Here is a 12,599-nt window from a genome sequence, read left to right as displayed (position 1 = left end):
CCACTCGCCCGACAGTAGCCAGCGGTCGCGCCGGTTCCCCTCCCCTTTCCGGACGTTCAGCCGTCAGCTGGACCTGTTCGCTGTGAGCTCAGGGCAGGCCCAGCGCGTGCCCAGTGCAGGCTCAGGGCTCGCGCCGCAGGGCGAGCACGGCCGCGTCGTCGCCCAGCCCGCCCTCGGCCCACGACCGCACGTCGGCCAGCAGCTGGCCGAGCAGCACGTCGGGCTCCTGGGCGGTGATGGCGGTGGCCAGGCGGGCGGCGAGCGGGTAGAACTCGCCGGCCGCATTGCGCGCCTCGGCCACCCCGTCGGTGTAGAGCAGCAGCAGGTCGCCGCGGTCGAGCTCGAAGCTGCGCCCGCGGTAGGGCTCACCGGTCAAGTCCCGCAGTGCCAGCGGCGGCGCGAAGCCGGGCGGCTCCAGCGCCGTCACCCGCTGCGAGCGGTGGCGCAGCAGCGGCGGCGGGTGGCCGCAGTTGACCACCTCGGCCGGGCCGGCCCCGACGGGGAAGCCGAGCAGGACGGCGGTGACGAACCGCTCCCCCGCCGGCCGGTGCGCCAGCGCGGCGTCCAGGCGCTCGGCCAGCCGGGCCAGGTCCGGCTCGGTGCGGGCCGCCTCGCGGAAGGCGCCGAGCACGTCGGCGGCGGTCTCCACCGCCGCCAGCCCCTTGCCCTGGACGTCGCCGAGCAGGATCCGGATCCCGTGCTCGGTCTCCAGCACCTCGTACAGGTCCCCGCCGATCCGCGCCTCGGCGGCGGCGGCCACGTAGCGCACGGCGATCCGCAGCGGCCCGGCCCGCGCGGGGACGGGGCGCAGCAGCGCCCGCTGGGCGGCCTCGGCGACGGTGCGGACCTGGAGGAGTTCGCGTTCGCGGGCCCTGGCCAGCACCGCGTTGGCCATGCTGGCCAGGGTCACGGCGGCGATCGCCGTCAGGGTGGCCAGGTGGACGGCGAGCGGCACCTCCTGGTTGGCGAGCGCGAGCAGTCCGGCCCCGGCCGCGGCCAGCACCCCGGCGGTCGCCGGGACCTTCGGGGAGCGGCTACCCGCGCCGGCCAGCACCGGGACGCAGGCGAGCACCGGCGAGAGGGTGGTGTTCGGGCCGGTGGTCAGGTCGACCAGCACCGCGAGGGCGATCAGTGCGTAGGAGACGAGCACCAGGGTCCGCAGGCGGCCGGGCACGCCCCGGGGCAGCAGCCCGCGTCCGGTGTCCGGCTCGGACATGGTCGCCTCCCGGTGGCTGCGGCGGACCGCCTCCTTCTCACTCTGGTGCGCGGGACGGGCCGCGGCCACCGGACCGGCGCGGCCGTCCCGGAGGCCGTCCGATCAGCTGCGCCGGGCGCCCTCCGTCCGCCGTCCGGTCAGGGGAACAGCCGCCCCGCGCTGGGGTGGTCCTGGGCGGCGTCGACGCAGATGTTGGCGCCGTTGATGCCGCTGGCCCGGGGCGAGAGCAGGAAGCAGGCGACGTCGGTGACCTCGCGCAGCTCGACCAGGCGGCCGCGGGGGAAGTCCTCGCGGGCGAAGCGCTCGAACTTCTCGGGGTGGTTGTCCTGGAACCACTCCCAGCCGCCACCCTCGAAGAGCACCGAGCCGGGGCTGAGCGCGTTGACCCGGATGTTGCGCGGGCCGAGCTCCTGGCCGAGCGCGGCGGCCAGGTGGATCTCGGCGGCCTTGGCGGAGGCGTAGGACGACTTGGGGCCGGGCTTCCAGCCGGTGATCGAGGCGATCACCACCGCGCTGCCGCCGCCCTGGCGATCGAAGTGCGGCACGGCGGTGCGGATGGCGTGCGCCGCGTGCAGCACGTTGATCGCGTAGGTCTGCGCCCAGTCCTCCGGGGTCGAGTCGAGCAGGCCGCCGCCGTACGCGCCGCCGGCGTTGGCCACCAGCAGGTCGAGGCCGCCGAGCAGCTCGGCGGCCTGGTCGACGGCCCGGCCCAGCTGCTCGGGGTCGGTCACGTCGGCCTGGAAGCCGGGCACCCCGGCCGCTGCCAGCCGCTCCGCGTCCCGCCCGCAGACCGCCACCTGGGCGCCCTCCGCGACCAGTGCCCGGGCGACGGCGAGCCCGATTCCCTGCGTTCCACCGGTGATGAACGCCTTCTTGCCATTGAGTCCAAGATCCACAGTGCCAAGATCGCACCTGACAGGGGTTCAGGGCAATGGCCGTGGGCCGGGCAGCTCAGCCGGTCCGGGGCAGCGTCCAGGCCGGGGAGTGCGCAGGCGGGAGCGGGCGGGCCTCCCAGTCGGAGCGGTCGGCCAGCGGGCTCCACGACCGCACCTCGTCGTAGTACAGCTCCAGTGCCCAGTACCCGGGCGGCTCGTGGCAGACCAGGTCGGGGTACGGCTCGAACTCGACCTCGGCCCAGGCGTCGTTGATCCGGGCCACCGCTTCGGCCCGGTCGATGCCCAGGCGCTCGACCATCTCGTCGGCGATCCTGGCGAAGAACCGCAGCATGTCACCGTCGGCCTCCAGGACGAACTCCCCTGCCACCGTGCCACCTCACCTCGACGATCGGATCGTGCCGACATCATAGGGAGGCGGGGCCATGACGAGCGGGACCGCCGTCGACGACGTCCCGGCGTGCAACCACCTCGCCGGCCCGCCGCTTGGTGGGAAGAGGTGAACACCCCGAGGTAGCAGACCGCATGACGTCGCGTCAGAGAACGGCCGCGATCCGGGGGCGCGCGGGCTCGCCACTCGCGCGCCGGAGCCTTCCAGCGGCGCCGCCTGGACCGGTCCTTCGCTGACGGTCCATCAACCCTGCAGCCAGGGGCCACCGGGCCTCCGTAGAACGGACGGTGATCATCCTTCGACAGGTTCATGAAGACCTAATTCGCCGTTCCGCCACGATCTTGCCTAAATCCCCCTTAAGCTCGCCCGCAAGGCGGTTCTCCGCCATCTCGTGTAGTCCCTCAAGAAGTTGGGCCTCAAGAAGAAGTCGGGCATCGGCCCCTTCTGAACGATGAGAGCAGGGGATGACAGACACAAGTGATCAAGTAGCGGGCAGCGCGCGCGGACCGGGCCGGCGATGGCCGGGCAAGCCGGGCCTGCGCGCGACGGGCGGCGTCGCGGCGCTCGTCCTGGGGCTCGGCAGTTGCTCGTTGGTGTTGGCGCCGCAGGCGTACCCGCAGTCTGGGGACGGCTCGGTGACGGTCCGGGTGATCCGGGCCGTCGACACCAGCGGCAGCTGGACCCCCGGCCTCGAACCGGGCATCGGCGGTGTCACCGTGACCCTCACCGACGACGCCGGCACCAGCATCGACGGGGTCACGGCGGCCGACGGCACGGTCACCCTGGCGCCGGCCCAGAGCAAGGCCACCGGCGGCAAGTACCGTGTGCAGGTGGTGAATCCGCAGCCGGGGGTGCTGTTCCCGGCCTTCGCCTCGCCGCAGGGCCTGGACGGTGCGCCGACCACGCTGAGCAGCAACGAGGAGTTCGTCGACCTCTCCGGCAAGAAGTCCGTCTCCTACACCACCGGGCTGTGGAACCCCGGTGACTACTGCCAGAAGAACGCGCCGCTGGTGGCGAGCTGCCAGCCGCCCAACACCGCGGGCGGGGACCAGCGCACGCTGGTCTCCTTCCCGTACAGCGCGCGCGGCCAGGAGGGTCCCGGCGGCGACATCACCGCGACGACCCTGGCCACCAACGCCGACACCGGCACGGTGTACGGCCTCGCCTGGAACAAGGCCGACAAGCGGCTCTTCTCCTCGGCGGTGGCCAAGCGCGGCACCAAGTACGGCCCGGACGGCCCGGGCGCGGTCTACGTCACCGATCCCGCGACGCAGAAGACGACGCTGTTCACCACCGTGCCGGACGCGGGTAGCACCGTGCACGGCCCGGGGACGGACGACGCCTTCCTCGACGTGCCCGGGAAGGAGAGCCTCGGCGGCATCGAGACCACCGACGACGGCAAGGACCTCTTCGTCGTCAACCTCAACGACCGCAAGCTGTACCGGTACGACGCCTCGCTGCCGACGGCCTCGGCGCCGACCGCGGTCTACTCGATCCCGGACCCGGGCTGCCCGGCGGACGGGGACTGGCGGCCGTTCGGTCTCGGCATGCAGGACGGCACCGGCTACGTCGGCGGGGTCTGTTCCGGCCAGTCGACCGACAAGCTGACGGACATGCGCGCCGTGGTGCTGCCGTTCGACCTCGCCACGGGGACGTTCCACAAGGCGGTGCTGGACCAGCCGCTGGACTACCCGCGCAAGTCGTCGGTCGGCTCGGGTCCGTGCGACGGCGCGGGCTGGTTCCCGTGGACCAGCACGTACCCGACCACGCAGAACGGCAAGGCGTGCGGCACCTCGACCATGGCCAACCCCGAACCGGAGTTGGGCAAGGTCATCATCGAGACCGACGGCTCGATGGTGCTCGCCTTCCGCGACCGCTTCGCCGACCGGGAGCCGGGCGCACCCGCGCCGGGCTCGGTCTTCAACGTCATGTCCGGCGGTGACCTCAACAAGGCCTGCCTCGCCAACGGCATGTACGTGATGGACACCAACAACGGCTGCGGGGAGACCGTCCGGGGCACCAGGTTCTTCAACGTCGCCTGGGCCGCCGTGGGTCACAACAACACGGCGTTCGCCGGCATGGCGCTCTCGAAGGTCGAGAGCACCATCGCGGTCTCCTCCTTCGACCCCGACCACACCCCGGTCGGCTACGGCACCTCCTTCCTGGAGCGCGCGAACGGCGCCCAGGATCCGCAGTTCGGCCTGCGGCTGACCCCGAAGGGGACCAGCGCACCGTTCGGCAAGGGCGCCTCGATGGGCGACCTGGAGGTGCTCTGCGACCAGGCTCCGCTGCAGATCGGCAACCGGGTCTGGTACGACCCGCAGCGGACCGGCCTGCAGGATCCGGGCCAGCTCCCGGTGGTCGGGGTGACGATGCACCTGTACGACGGTTCGGGCAAGTTGGTCGGCACGACGAAGACGACGGCGCGCGGCGAGTACTACTTCGACGACTCCGACGTCACCGGCGGGCTCAAGCCGAAGACCGACTACACCATCAAGATCGACAACCCGGCCGACTACGCCAAGGGCGGTCCGCTCTACGAGTGGGTGCCGACCGACGCGAACGTCGGGACCAACCACTTCATCGACTCCAAGGGGACCGTGCCGCCCGGTACGGCCTACCCCGTGAAGGCGCTGACCACCGGTGGCCCCGGCGAGAACAACCACACCTACGACTTCGGCTTCCGGCAGCAGGAGGGCGTCCTGCGCGTGCTCAAGCACGACCAGGACGGCAACCCGCTGCCCGGCGCCCAGTTCCAACTGTGGAAGGAGACCAACGGCACCGACGGCCTGCAGACCGACGGGTCGAAGCCGGACACCAAGGTGGGTGACGTCTGCACCACCGGTGCCGACGGCGTCTGCCAGGGCAGCGGCACGGTCGGGACGTACTACTGGCAGGAGGTCAGCCCGCCCGCGGGCTACAGCGCGCCGGACACCACGGTCTTCGGACCGCTGGTGCTGACCGCCGACAACCTCGCCACCGGCGTCTCGGTGACGGCCGTCAACACGAAGATCCCCACCCCGACGCCGTCCCCCACGCCGACGCCGACGCCGAGCCAGTCTCCGGCGCCGACGCCCACGCCGGCTCCGGTCGCGCCGGGCCCGGGCACCCCGCCCGGCTCGCACCTGGCCTTCACCGGCATGGGCGAGGTGGTTCCGCTGGCCCTGGTCGGCGGCGCCGCGTTCACCGCGGTCGGCGCGACGATGCTCGTGCTGATGCGCAAGCGCAAGGCGGCACAGCACAGTTAGCCCCGTGAGGGGCGGCCGGCACCGGTGCTCCCGGAGCCGGATCGGGCGGGTTCGCCGGTCACTGGCCGGCGAACCCGCCCGACTGCGTGACCCGATCGACCGCGCCCCGCGGTCAACCCGACGAGAGAAGACGAGAGAAGGCGACGACCGCATGGCTCGCAGGACCAGGACCGACCGCCCCGCGCCGCGCCAGGACGGCCCCACCCCGCGCCGGACCCGCTGGCTCCGGGCCCTGGTCGCGCTCGCGGTGTGCGGCGCCGCGGTCGGCGGCGTGGCCGCCTACCGCGGTCTGTCCGGCGGCGGCGAGCGGCCGGTGACGATGGACGAGGCGTCCCGGCTGGCGCTCTCCCGGCTGAACCTCTACCAGGCCAGCCCCGTGGCGGTGACCCTGACGGCAGCCGAGGGCGGCGGCGTGGTGCTGCGGGTCAGCGGGGTGGTGGACTACCGGACCCACCACGCCGTCGGCAGCTACACGACCACCGGGGCCGGCTCCCCCGGCCCCGCCGCGGCCGCCGGCGCCAGCGCCGCCCCGCAGCTCGACCACGGCCTGATCGTCTGGGACGCCGACGGCCTCGGCCTCGCGCCCGCGCTGGACGGCACCCCGCCCTGGCAGCAGGCCGAGCACATCCCCCGCTCGGGCTGGTCGCCGCGCCCCTACACCACCGACCCGCTGGACGCCGGGCTGCAACTGCTCATCCAGCTCGCCGCGGACCGGCCCGACAACCCGCTGCTGCTCGCCCAGTCCGGCGCCCGCTGGCTGGGCCGCGCCCGGATCGACGGCCGCGAGTACGACGAGCTCTCCGGCCCGCGCGCCACCGGCACCACCCCGGGCACCGGCCCCGACGGCGGGAAGTCGCCGCTGACCTACTGGGTGGACGCCGACGGCGGGCTGCGCCGGGTGACGATGCGGATGCCGGGCCTGGGCACCCCGACCACCCTGGAGTTCACCGGGCACGACGCGGCCGCGAAGCTCCCGGACGCGCCGTGGGCCACCGACTGACGTTCGCGCGCAAAGATATGACGGTCCGTCAGTGCGCGGCCGGGACCGCACCGGCGTCCACCGGCAGCGGGTAGGCGTCCGGATCGACGGTCCCCGGCAGCCCGGTCGCCGGGGCGGCCGGGACCGTCGGATCGGGCATCGACGGCTGCGCGGGCGGCGCCGGCACCTGGCTGAACGGCACCCCGGGCGGCGCCTGCACCACGGCCGCCTCACCGCTCGGCAGACTGCCCCGACCGCCCGCCCCGCAGCCCGCGAGGCCCTCCAGCCCGGCCGGACTCTGGGTGGCCGGCTGGTTGCCGCTGAAGCAGTTGCTCGGGTCGGCGGCGGCCAGCACCAGGTCCGCTCCGTTGCCGGTGACCCGGTTCCCCTGCACCTGGTCGTCGCTCGCCGGGTGCCCGGGCGGGTCGGTGACGATCACGCCCGCCGCCGTGTTGCCCCGCACCAGGTTGCGCTGCACCCGGTCCCCGGTGCCGCCCCCGATGCCGATGCCGATCCCGAAGCCGCCGTCGGCCTGTTCGGGCGTGTCGGCGGCGTTGTTGTCGGCGACCACGTTGCCCGCCAGCACCGCGCCGTGCTGCGGGGCCAACGCCTCCTGGTCGTTGGAGTTGATGGTGATCCCGACCCGGTTGCCGGTGACCAGGTTGCCCAGCACCGAGACGCCCTCGGAGGCGTTGGTGATCTCGATGCCGACCGCGTTGCCCGCCATGGTGTTGCCGCGCACCAGGGTGTCGCAGGGCCGGCACTGGCCGACGTAGATGCCCGAGTCGGCCTGCCCGGAGGCGTAGGAGTCCTCGATCACGCCGCCGTGCGCGTCGAACGCGTAGATGCCGTAGAGCCCGTTGTCGTACGAGGTCACCCGGCTGGCCCGGAAGCCCTGCACGGCCGGGAAGCGGGTGGTGTCCAGCGGGTTGTAGGCCGAGCCGCCGGCCCCGCGCTGCTGGAGCTTCTGGTCGGTGACACCGGTGAACAGCACGCCGTTCGCCAGGTAGCCGTGCACGGTGAGGTTCTCCACCACCGAGCCGGCGCCGGTCACGGTGATGCCGTTGACCAGCCGCACGCCGCCGTCGAAGACCACGGCGTTGCGGTCGGTGCCGCGCAGCACCAGGTCGGGCTTGGCGACCTGCACGCTCTCCTTGTACACGCCCGGGCCGATCAGCACCGTGTCGCCCGACCTGGCGACGTCGACCGCCTGCTGCACCGTGCGGAAGTCCTGCGGCACCCGCAGCACCGTGCCGGCCGGATGCTTGGCGTCCGTGGAGGCCGACCCCGACGAGGAGCACCCGGCGGCCGCCAGGGCCACCGCCGCGACCAGTACGCCCACCGTTTGTGGACCCACCGGTCGGATCTTATGGCGACTCAACACACGCTCGGCAGACAGCATTTGCATGACAGGTGTTCTATCGTCTCCAATAGCCGTATGCCCACCGAACCGGAAAACGCGCAGGATCCGAGCCACCCCGCGGCCGCCGGATTCGGGCGGCGCGGCGCCCTGCTCGCCGCCGGCGCGGCGCTCGCCGCCGGCCTCGGTGCGGCGGCGGACGACCTGGCGCGCAAGGAGTTGACGGGCCGTCACCACCCCACCCCGGCCGCCCCGCCCGCCGAGGCCGCGGCCCCCTTCCACGGGCCCCGCCAGGCCGGTGTGACGGCGCCCCAGCAGCCGGCCACCCAGTTGCTCGCCTTCGACCTCCCGCAGACCTCCGCCGCCGCCGACCGGCAGACCCTGCGCACCGTCCTCGACGCGCTGACCCGCACCCTCGCCGCGGCCGCCTCCGACGCCCCGTCAGATGCCCGCCTCCAGAGCCTCGGCACCACCCGGCTGACCTCGCTGGTCGGCGTCGGCCCCGGCCTGGCCACCCGGCTCGGCCTCGACGTCCCCGCCGCGCTCGCCGACCTGCCGACCTTCCCCGGCGACCGGCTCGACCCGGCCCGCAGCGGCGGCGACCTGCTGCTCCAGCTCTGCGCCGCCGACCGCTGGACGCTGACCGTGGTCGCCGAACTCGTCGCCACGGCCGCCGGGTCCGCCGGCGCGACCCCGCGCTGGAGCCAGTCCGGCTTCCTGCCCGTGACCACCCCGGGCACCACCCCGCGCAACCTGTTCGGCTTCAAGGACGGCACCTCCAACCCCGCCCCGGCCGAGGACGAGCAGTTCGTCTGGGGCCCGCCCGGCGCCCACCACGACGGCACGGTGCTGGTCTACCGCCGGATCCGGATGGACGTCGCCGGGTTCGCCGGCCTGCCGGCCGACCAGCGCGAGCGGACCATCGGCCGCCGCCAGGGCGACGGCGTCCCGCTCACCGGCACCGCCGAGCACGACGACCCGGACATCTACGCCAAGAACCCCGACGGCTCCTACGTCATCCCCGCCAACGCCCACGTCCGCCTCACCAGCCCCCGCCTCGACGGCGGCACCCGCATGCTGCGCCGCGGCTACAGCTACGACGACGCCCCGACCGACCGCGGCCTCCTGTTCTGCGCCTTCATGCGCGACCCCGCCCAGTTCACCCGCGTCCAGAACCGCCTGGCCACCCGCGACGCCCTCACCCCCTACCTCCAGCACCAGGCCTCAGCCGTCGCCTACGTCCTCCCGGGCTGCGCCCCCGGCGGCAGCCTCGGCGAACGGCTCTGGACCTGACGCTCCCTCAGCCCCGACGGAGGACATCGTGCAACCGATCCTGGTGACCGGAGCCGCGGGCCGGGTCGGCGCCGTCGGCCGTCTGGTGGTCGAGGAGCTGCGCCGCCGCGACCTGCCGGTGCGGGCCATGGTGCGCCGCGCGGACGACCGCGCCGAGGCGCTGCGGGCCACCGGCGCCCAGGTCCTGGTCGGCGACCTGACCCGCACCGACGACATCGCCGCCGCGCTCGACGGCTGCACGCGGGTGTACTTCGGCATGGCCGTCTCGGACCAGTACCTCCAGGCCGCCGTCACCACCGCGGCCGTGGCCCGGCAGGCCGGGCAGCTGGAGGCGTTGGTGAACATGTCCCAGCTGACCGTCTCCGAGCTGGGCGTGGCGAGCACCGGCGAGTCGCACCAGCACCGCCAGCAGTGGCTGGTGGAACAGGTGCTCGGCTGGTCGGGCCTGCCGGTGGTCGAGATCAGGCCCACCGTCTTCCAGCAGAACCCGCTCTTCCGGGTCGGCCTGTCCACCGTCGCGGCCCACGGCACCCTCCGACTGCCGCTCGGCCGGGCGAGGACCTCCCCGGTCGCCGCCGAGGACGTCGCCGCCGTGGTGGCCCAGGTACTGGCCGACCCGGCCCCGCACCTCGGCCGGGTGCACGAACTGACCGGCCCGCGCTCTCAGGACGGCCCCGCCCTGGCCGCCGAGCTGTCGGCAGCACTCGGCCGACCCGTCGAGTACACCGACGTCCCGCTCCAGGACTGGCTCGACCACGACCTCGCACCACTGCGGCTACCAGAGCACGTCGCTCAGCACATCACCACAATGGCCCAGTTGCACGCGGCCAACCGCTACGACCGCCACACCGACGGCGTCCGCCAGGTGCTCGGCCGCGCCCCACTGGGCATCGGCGAGCTGGCCCGCCGCCACCCGGAGCTCCTGACCGGAGGGTAGGCGCGGGGCCTACACCTGGTGCAGGGGCATGACGTACACCCCCTGGTCGAGATGCGAGAAGCCGTGCCGCTCCCACGCTCGGCGAAGCCTCTCGACGGCCTCCTCGTCCGGGCGCCGGACCTCGGGGTCGTCGGACTCGTAGGCGCAGGGTTCATCCGGCCCGTGGTCGTGGATCGGTGCCGGGTAGCAGACGGCCAGCGTCCGGGGCACAGCGAGCCGCCGCAGAGCCTCGACGGCCAGCCGCATCCCCACGCCCTTCCCGCGCCAGTCGTCCTTCACCTCCACCGACTCCAGCAGGAAGGTAGGAACCCAGCGGACCACCTGGCGAGCACGTTGCACGGCCTTGCACGGATTCACCCGAGGGCGGCTATTGCCGATGTGATGAGCGCACGCGCCTGGGCACCGTAGACCGCGAGGCGCTGCAACTCGCCGAACGCCCGGACGTAGTCAGCGATCTCACGGGGTTGCGTGACGTTGACCTCAGCCGTCAGTGTCTCCACGACGGCATGCCGGTCGTCGTACAGATAGAACGCCTCCAAGGGCCACATGCCGCGCTGTGCGGTGGATGGGATGACCCCGAGCGACAGCGAGGCCAGCGGCATCACTGCCAGGAGGTGGCCGAGCTGACCGGCCATGGTCTCCGCATCGCCGATCCGGGAGCGGAGCACCCATTCCTCCATCAGCACCGCGAACCTGTGCCTGCCCTCGTGCAGCAGCCGCCCCCGCGCCACTCGTGCGGCGACGGCGTCGGCCACGTCATCAGGAGTGCCCTGGAACTCCGTGATGGAGCGCATCAGGGCAGTCGCGTACTCGGGTGTCTGGAGGAAGCCGGGAACGACGTTGGACACGTAGGTCCGGGACAACCGCGCTCGTTCGTGGAGCAGGTAGAAGTCCTCTTGCACCTGGCGCATCCCCGCGCGGTGCAGCCGACGCCACTCCAGGTACATCGATTCGACCGCCCTCGATGCGGCGATCAGGTCGTCCGCCTGGTCGGCCGCTGAGCACGCAGCGCACCACGCCCGAATGTCGGAGTCGGCCGGCGGGGTCCGTGCGCTCTGGATCCGGGACACCTTCGAAGGGTTCCACCCGCACCGGAACGCCAGCTGTTTGCCCGTCAGGCCGGCGTCTTTGCGCAGATCGACGAGGCGGTTGGCAAGGGCAAGACGCGCCGCATGCGCGCTTGATGACGGAGACGTCGGCATATGTCTAGCGGTCCGGTGCTCGCAGGGTAGGGGCGGGTCAGACGCTGTACTTGTCGTGCGGAGTGCCCCGCTCCCAGACGGTTTCGAACGCGGAGGAGACGAGGCGAACCGTCGCGGGATCCTCGGAGAAGGCGAACCCCGGCTCGGCCCAGTCTCCGTACCCCGTGAAGAAGTGGAACAGGACCAGCCTGTCGTCGATCAGCCAGAAGTCGTTGCCGGGCAGCGCGATGTCCGACGCCTGGCTCCTCGGCAGCCAGCGGACCAGCTCTCCGGCTGCCAGGTTCATCGGGGTGACCGCGTGCTCCCACCGGATGTAGTCGGTCACCGGCTCGGACACGATCCTGGCCCGGCGCACGACCACGCCACGGTCGATCGTCTCGCGGACGAGGCCCAACCACTCGGGCCACCACGACGCTTCGGGATCCAACTCGATCTCGCCGGTGCGGGCGAAGCGGTCGATCTCCTCGGCCTCATCACCCACCGCGTAGGCGTCACGCATCTCCAGGTGTACGGCGCTCCGCTGAGCGCTCCTCAGCAGTGCGGCGAAGTCGGGCACGTTCGACACGTTCGATTGCCTCCTTCAGGATCGGCACCATGCGTGCCGGGATACGGATCACGGACTCGTGAGCGGGGATCCCGACCGCGTGCCCGGGAACCCACTCGGTCCCCGCGATCTTCTCGCAGAGCGCGGCGTCGGCCGTCTGGCTCTGCACGATGATCTCCTCCTCCTCGTCCTCGACCCACACGGTGGGCGAGCCTCCGCCACCGGTGGTCGGGTCGATGCCCACGAAACCTAGTGCCACGACGATCTCCAACGTCTAGGGAGTTGCGGGGACATGCATCACCGTCAGCCCTGCGAATGAGAAGCACAACCCCGCGTGCACGGAATTGCGCGAACCCGAGCTGAGTCGCCCCGAAAACCATTGGCACACAACCCCGCCACCCCCCACCATGGTGCGCATGACCCAGTACGCCATCGCCGAGAACCCCGCAGTCGCGGGGGCGGTGGCTGCTGCCCAGGCATTCGCTCCGGCATTCGCAGCCGCCGCAATCGACGGCGCACGAAGCTGACCTTCCCCG

At 72.8% G+C, this 12,599-nt stretch carries 12 protein-coding genes; 4 read left to right on the top strand and 8 right to left on the bottom strand.

The features are described 5' to 3' along the window. Positions 1 to 121: 121 nt before the first annotated feature. From FHX73_RS40335 to FHX73_RS40325, 3 genes are all read right to left on the bottom strand, one after another. The gene (locus tag FHX73_RS40335; protein ID WP_145911046.1) at positions 122 to 1,216 is read right to left on the bottom strand and encodes a PP2C family protein-serine/threonine phosphatase; all 1,095 of its coding nucleotides are present in this window, start codon (positions 1,214 to 1,216) and stop codon (positions 122 to 124) included. Positions 1,217 to 1,353: 137 nt separating this feature from the next. Beyond that, complete coding sequence (locus FHX73_RS40330) at positions 1,354 to 2,112, bottom strand: SDR family NAD(P)-dependent oxidoreductase (protein WP_145911045.1); 759 nt, start codon at positions 2,110 to 2,112, stop codon at positions 1,354 to 1,356. Between the two features lie 55 nt (positions 2,113 to 2,167). Next, on the bottom strand, positions 2,168 to 2,479 hold the full coding sequence (locus tag FHX73_RS40325; RefSeq protein ID WP_246214187.1) for a hypothetical protein: 312 nt from the start codon (positions 2,477 to 2,479) through the stop codon (positions 2,168 to 2,170). 485 nt (positions 2,480 to 2,964) lie between these two features. Between FHX73_RS40325 and FHX73_RS40320 the strand changes: the two genes are divergently transcribed. Both FHX73_RS40320 and FHX73_RS40315 read left to right on the top strand, forming a co-directional pair. Next, on the top strand, positions 2,965 to 5,748 hold the full coding sequence (locus FHX73_RS40320) for an SdrD B-like domain-containing protein (RefSeq protein ID WP_145911044.1): 2,784 nt from the start codon (positions 2,965 to 2,967) through the stop codon (positions 5,746 to 5,748). A gap of 151 nt (positions 5,749 to 5,899) precedes the next feature. Next, positions 5,900 to 6,748 (top strand): hypothetical protein, encoded by an 849-nt coding sequence (locus tag FHX73_RS40315; protein ID WP_145911043.1) that lies wholly within the window; start codon positions 5,900 to 5,902, stop codon positions 6,746 to 6,748. Between the two features lie 28 nt (positions 6,749 to 6,776). Here FHX73_RS40315 and FHX73_RS40310 read toward each other — a convergent pair whose 3' ends face one another. Then, positions 6,777 to 8,084, bottom strand: a complete 1,308-nt coding sequence (locus tag FHX73_RS40310; RefSeq protein WP_246214186.1) for a right-handed parallel beta-helix repeat-containing protein — start codon at positions 8,082 to 8,084, stop codon at positions 6,777 to 6,779. A gap of 81 nt (positions 8,085 to 8,165) precedes the next feature. Between FHX73_RS40310 and FHX73_RS40305 the strand changes: the two genes are divergently transcribed. Continuing rightward, on the top strand, positions 8,166 to 9,380 hold the full coding sequence (locus FHX73_RS40305) for a Dyp-type peroxidase (protein WP_145911042.1): 1,215 nt from the start codon (positions 8,166 to 8,168) through the stop codon (positions 9,378 to 9,380). Between the two features lie 28 nt (positions 9,381 to 9,408). Further along, positions 9,409 to 10,317, top strand: coding sequence for an NmrA family NAD(P)-binding protein (locus FHX73_RS47445; RefSeq protein WP_281292785.1), 909 nt, complete (start codon positions 9,409 to 9,411; stop codon positions 10,315 to 10,317). A 9-nt stretch (positions 10,318 to 10,326) separates the two neighbouring features. Here the strand turns inward: FHX73_RS47445 and FHX73_RS40295 are convergent, their stop codons facing one another. From FHX73_RS40295 to FHX73_RS40280, 4 genes are read right to left on the bottom strand one after another with little or no spacing between them, the layout of a single operon-like run. Next, positions 10,327 to 10,656: a hypothetical protein gene (locus FHX73_RS40295; RefSeq protein WP_145911040.1), complete on the bottom strand. Its 330-nt coding sequence runs from the start codon at positions 10,654 to 10,656 to the stop codon at positions 10,327 to 10,329. Between the two features lie 14 nt (positions 10,657 to 10,670). Further along, the gene (locus FHX73_RS40290; protein WP_145911039.1) at positions 10,671 to 11,519 is read right to left on the bottom strand and encodes a helix-turn-helix domain-containing protein; all 849 of its coding nucleotides are present in this window, start codon (positions 11,517 to 11,519) and stop codon (positions 10,671 to 10,673) included. A 37-nt stretch (positions 11,520 to 11,556) separates the two neighbouring features. After that, on the bottom strand, positions 11,557 to 12,084 hold the full coding sequence (locus tag FHX73_RS40285) for a DUF6879 family protein (RefSeq protein ID WP_145911038.1): 528 nt from the start codon (positions 12,082 to 12,084) through the stop codon (positions 11,557 to 11,559). After that, positions 12,011 to 12,334 carry a hypothetical protein gene (locus FHX73_RS40280; RefSeq protein WP_425461480.1) on the bottom strand — a complete coding sequence of 108 codons (324 nt, stop codon included), beginning with the start codon at positions 12,332 to 12,334 and terminating at the stop codon, positions 12,011 to 12,013. The genes FHX73_RS40285 and FHX73_RS40280 overlap by 74 nt, the downstream gene beginning before the upstream one ends. Positions 12,335 to 12,599 lie beyond the last annotated feature (265 nt).

Origin of the sequence: Kitasatospora viridis, assembly GCF_007829815.1 — a bacterium.
GTDB classification, from domain to species: domain Bacteria; phylum Actinomycetota; class Actinomycetes; order Streptomycetales; family Streptomycetaceae; genus Kitasatospora; species Kitasatospora viridis.
Note: the sequence above shows the minus strand (reverse complement) of the source record. Positions and strands in the feature narration are given on the sequence as shown.

Coding starts and splice junctions, on each gene's coding strand:
- FHX73_RS40335 (WP_145911046.1), bottom strand. CDS start 1,216: ATGTCCGAGCCGGACACCGGACGCGGGCTGCTGCCCCGGGGCGTGCCC.
- FHX73_RS40320 (WP_145911044.1), top strand. CDS start 2,965: ATGACAGACACAAGTGATCAAGTAGCGGGCAGCGCGCGCGGACCGGGC.
- FHX73_RS40315 (WP_145911043.1), top strand. CDS start 5,900: ATGGCTCGCAGGACCAGGACCGACCGCCCCGCGCCGCGCCAGGACGGC.
- FHX73_RS40305 (WP_145911042.1), top strand. CDS start 8,166: ATGCCCACCGAACCGGAAAACGCGCAGGATCCGAGCCACCCCGCGGCC.
- FHX73_RS40290 (WP_145911039.1), bottom strand. CDS start 11,519: ATGCCGACGTCTCCGTCATCAAGCGCGCATGCGGCGCGTCTTGCCCTT.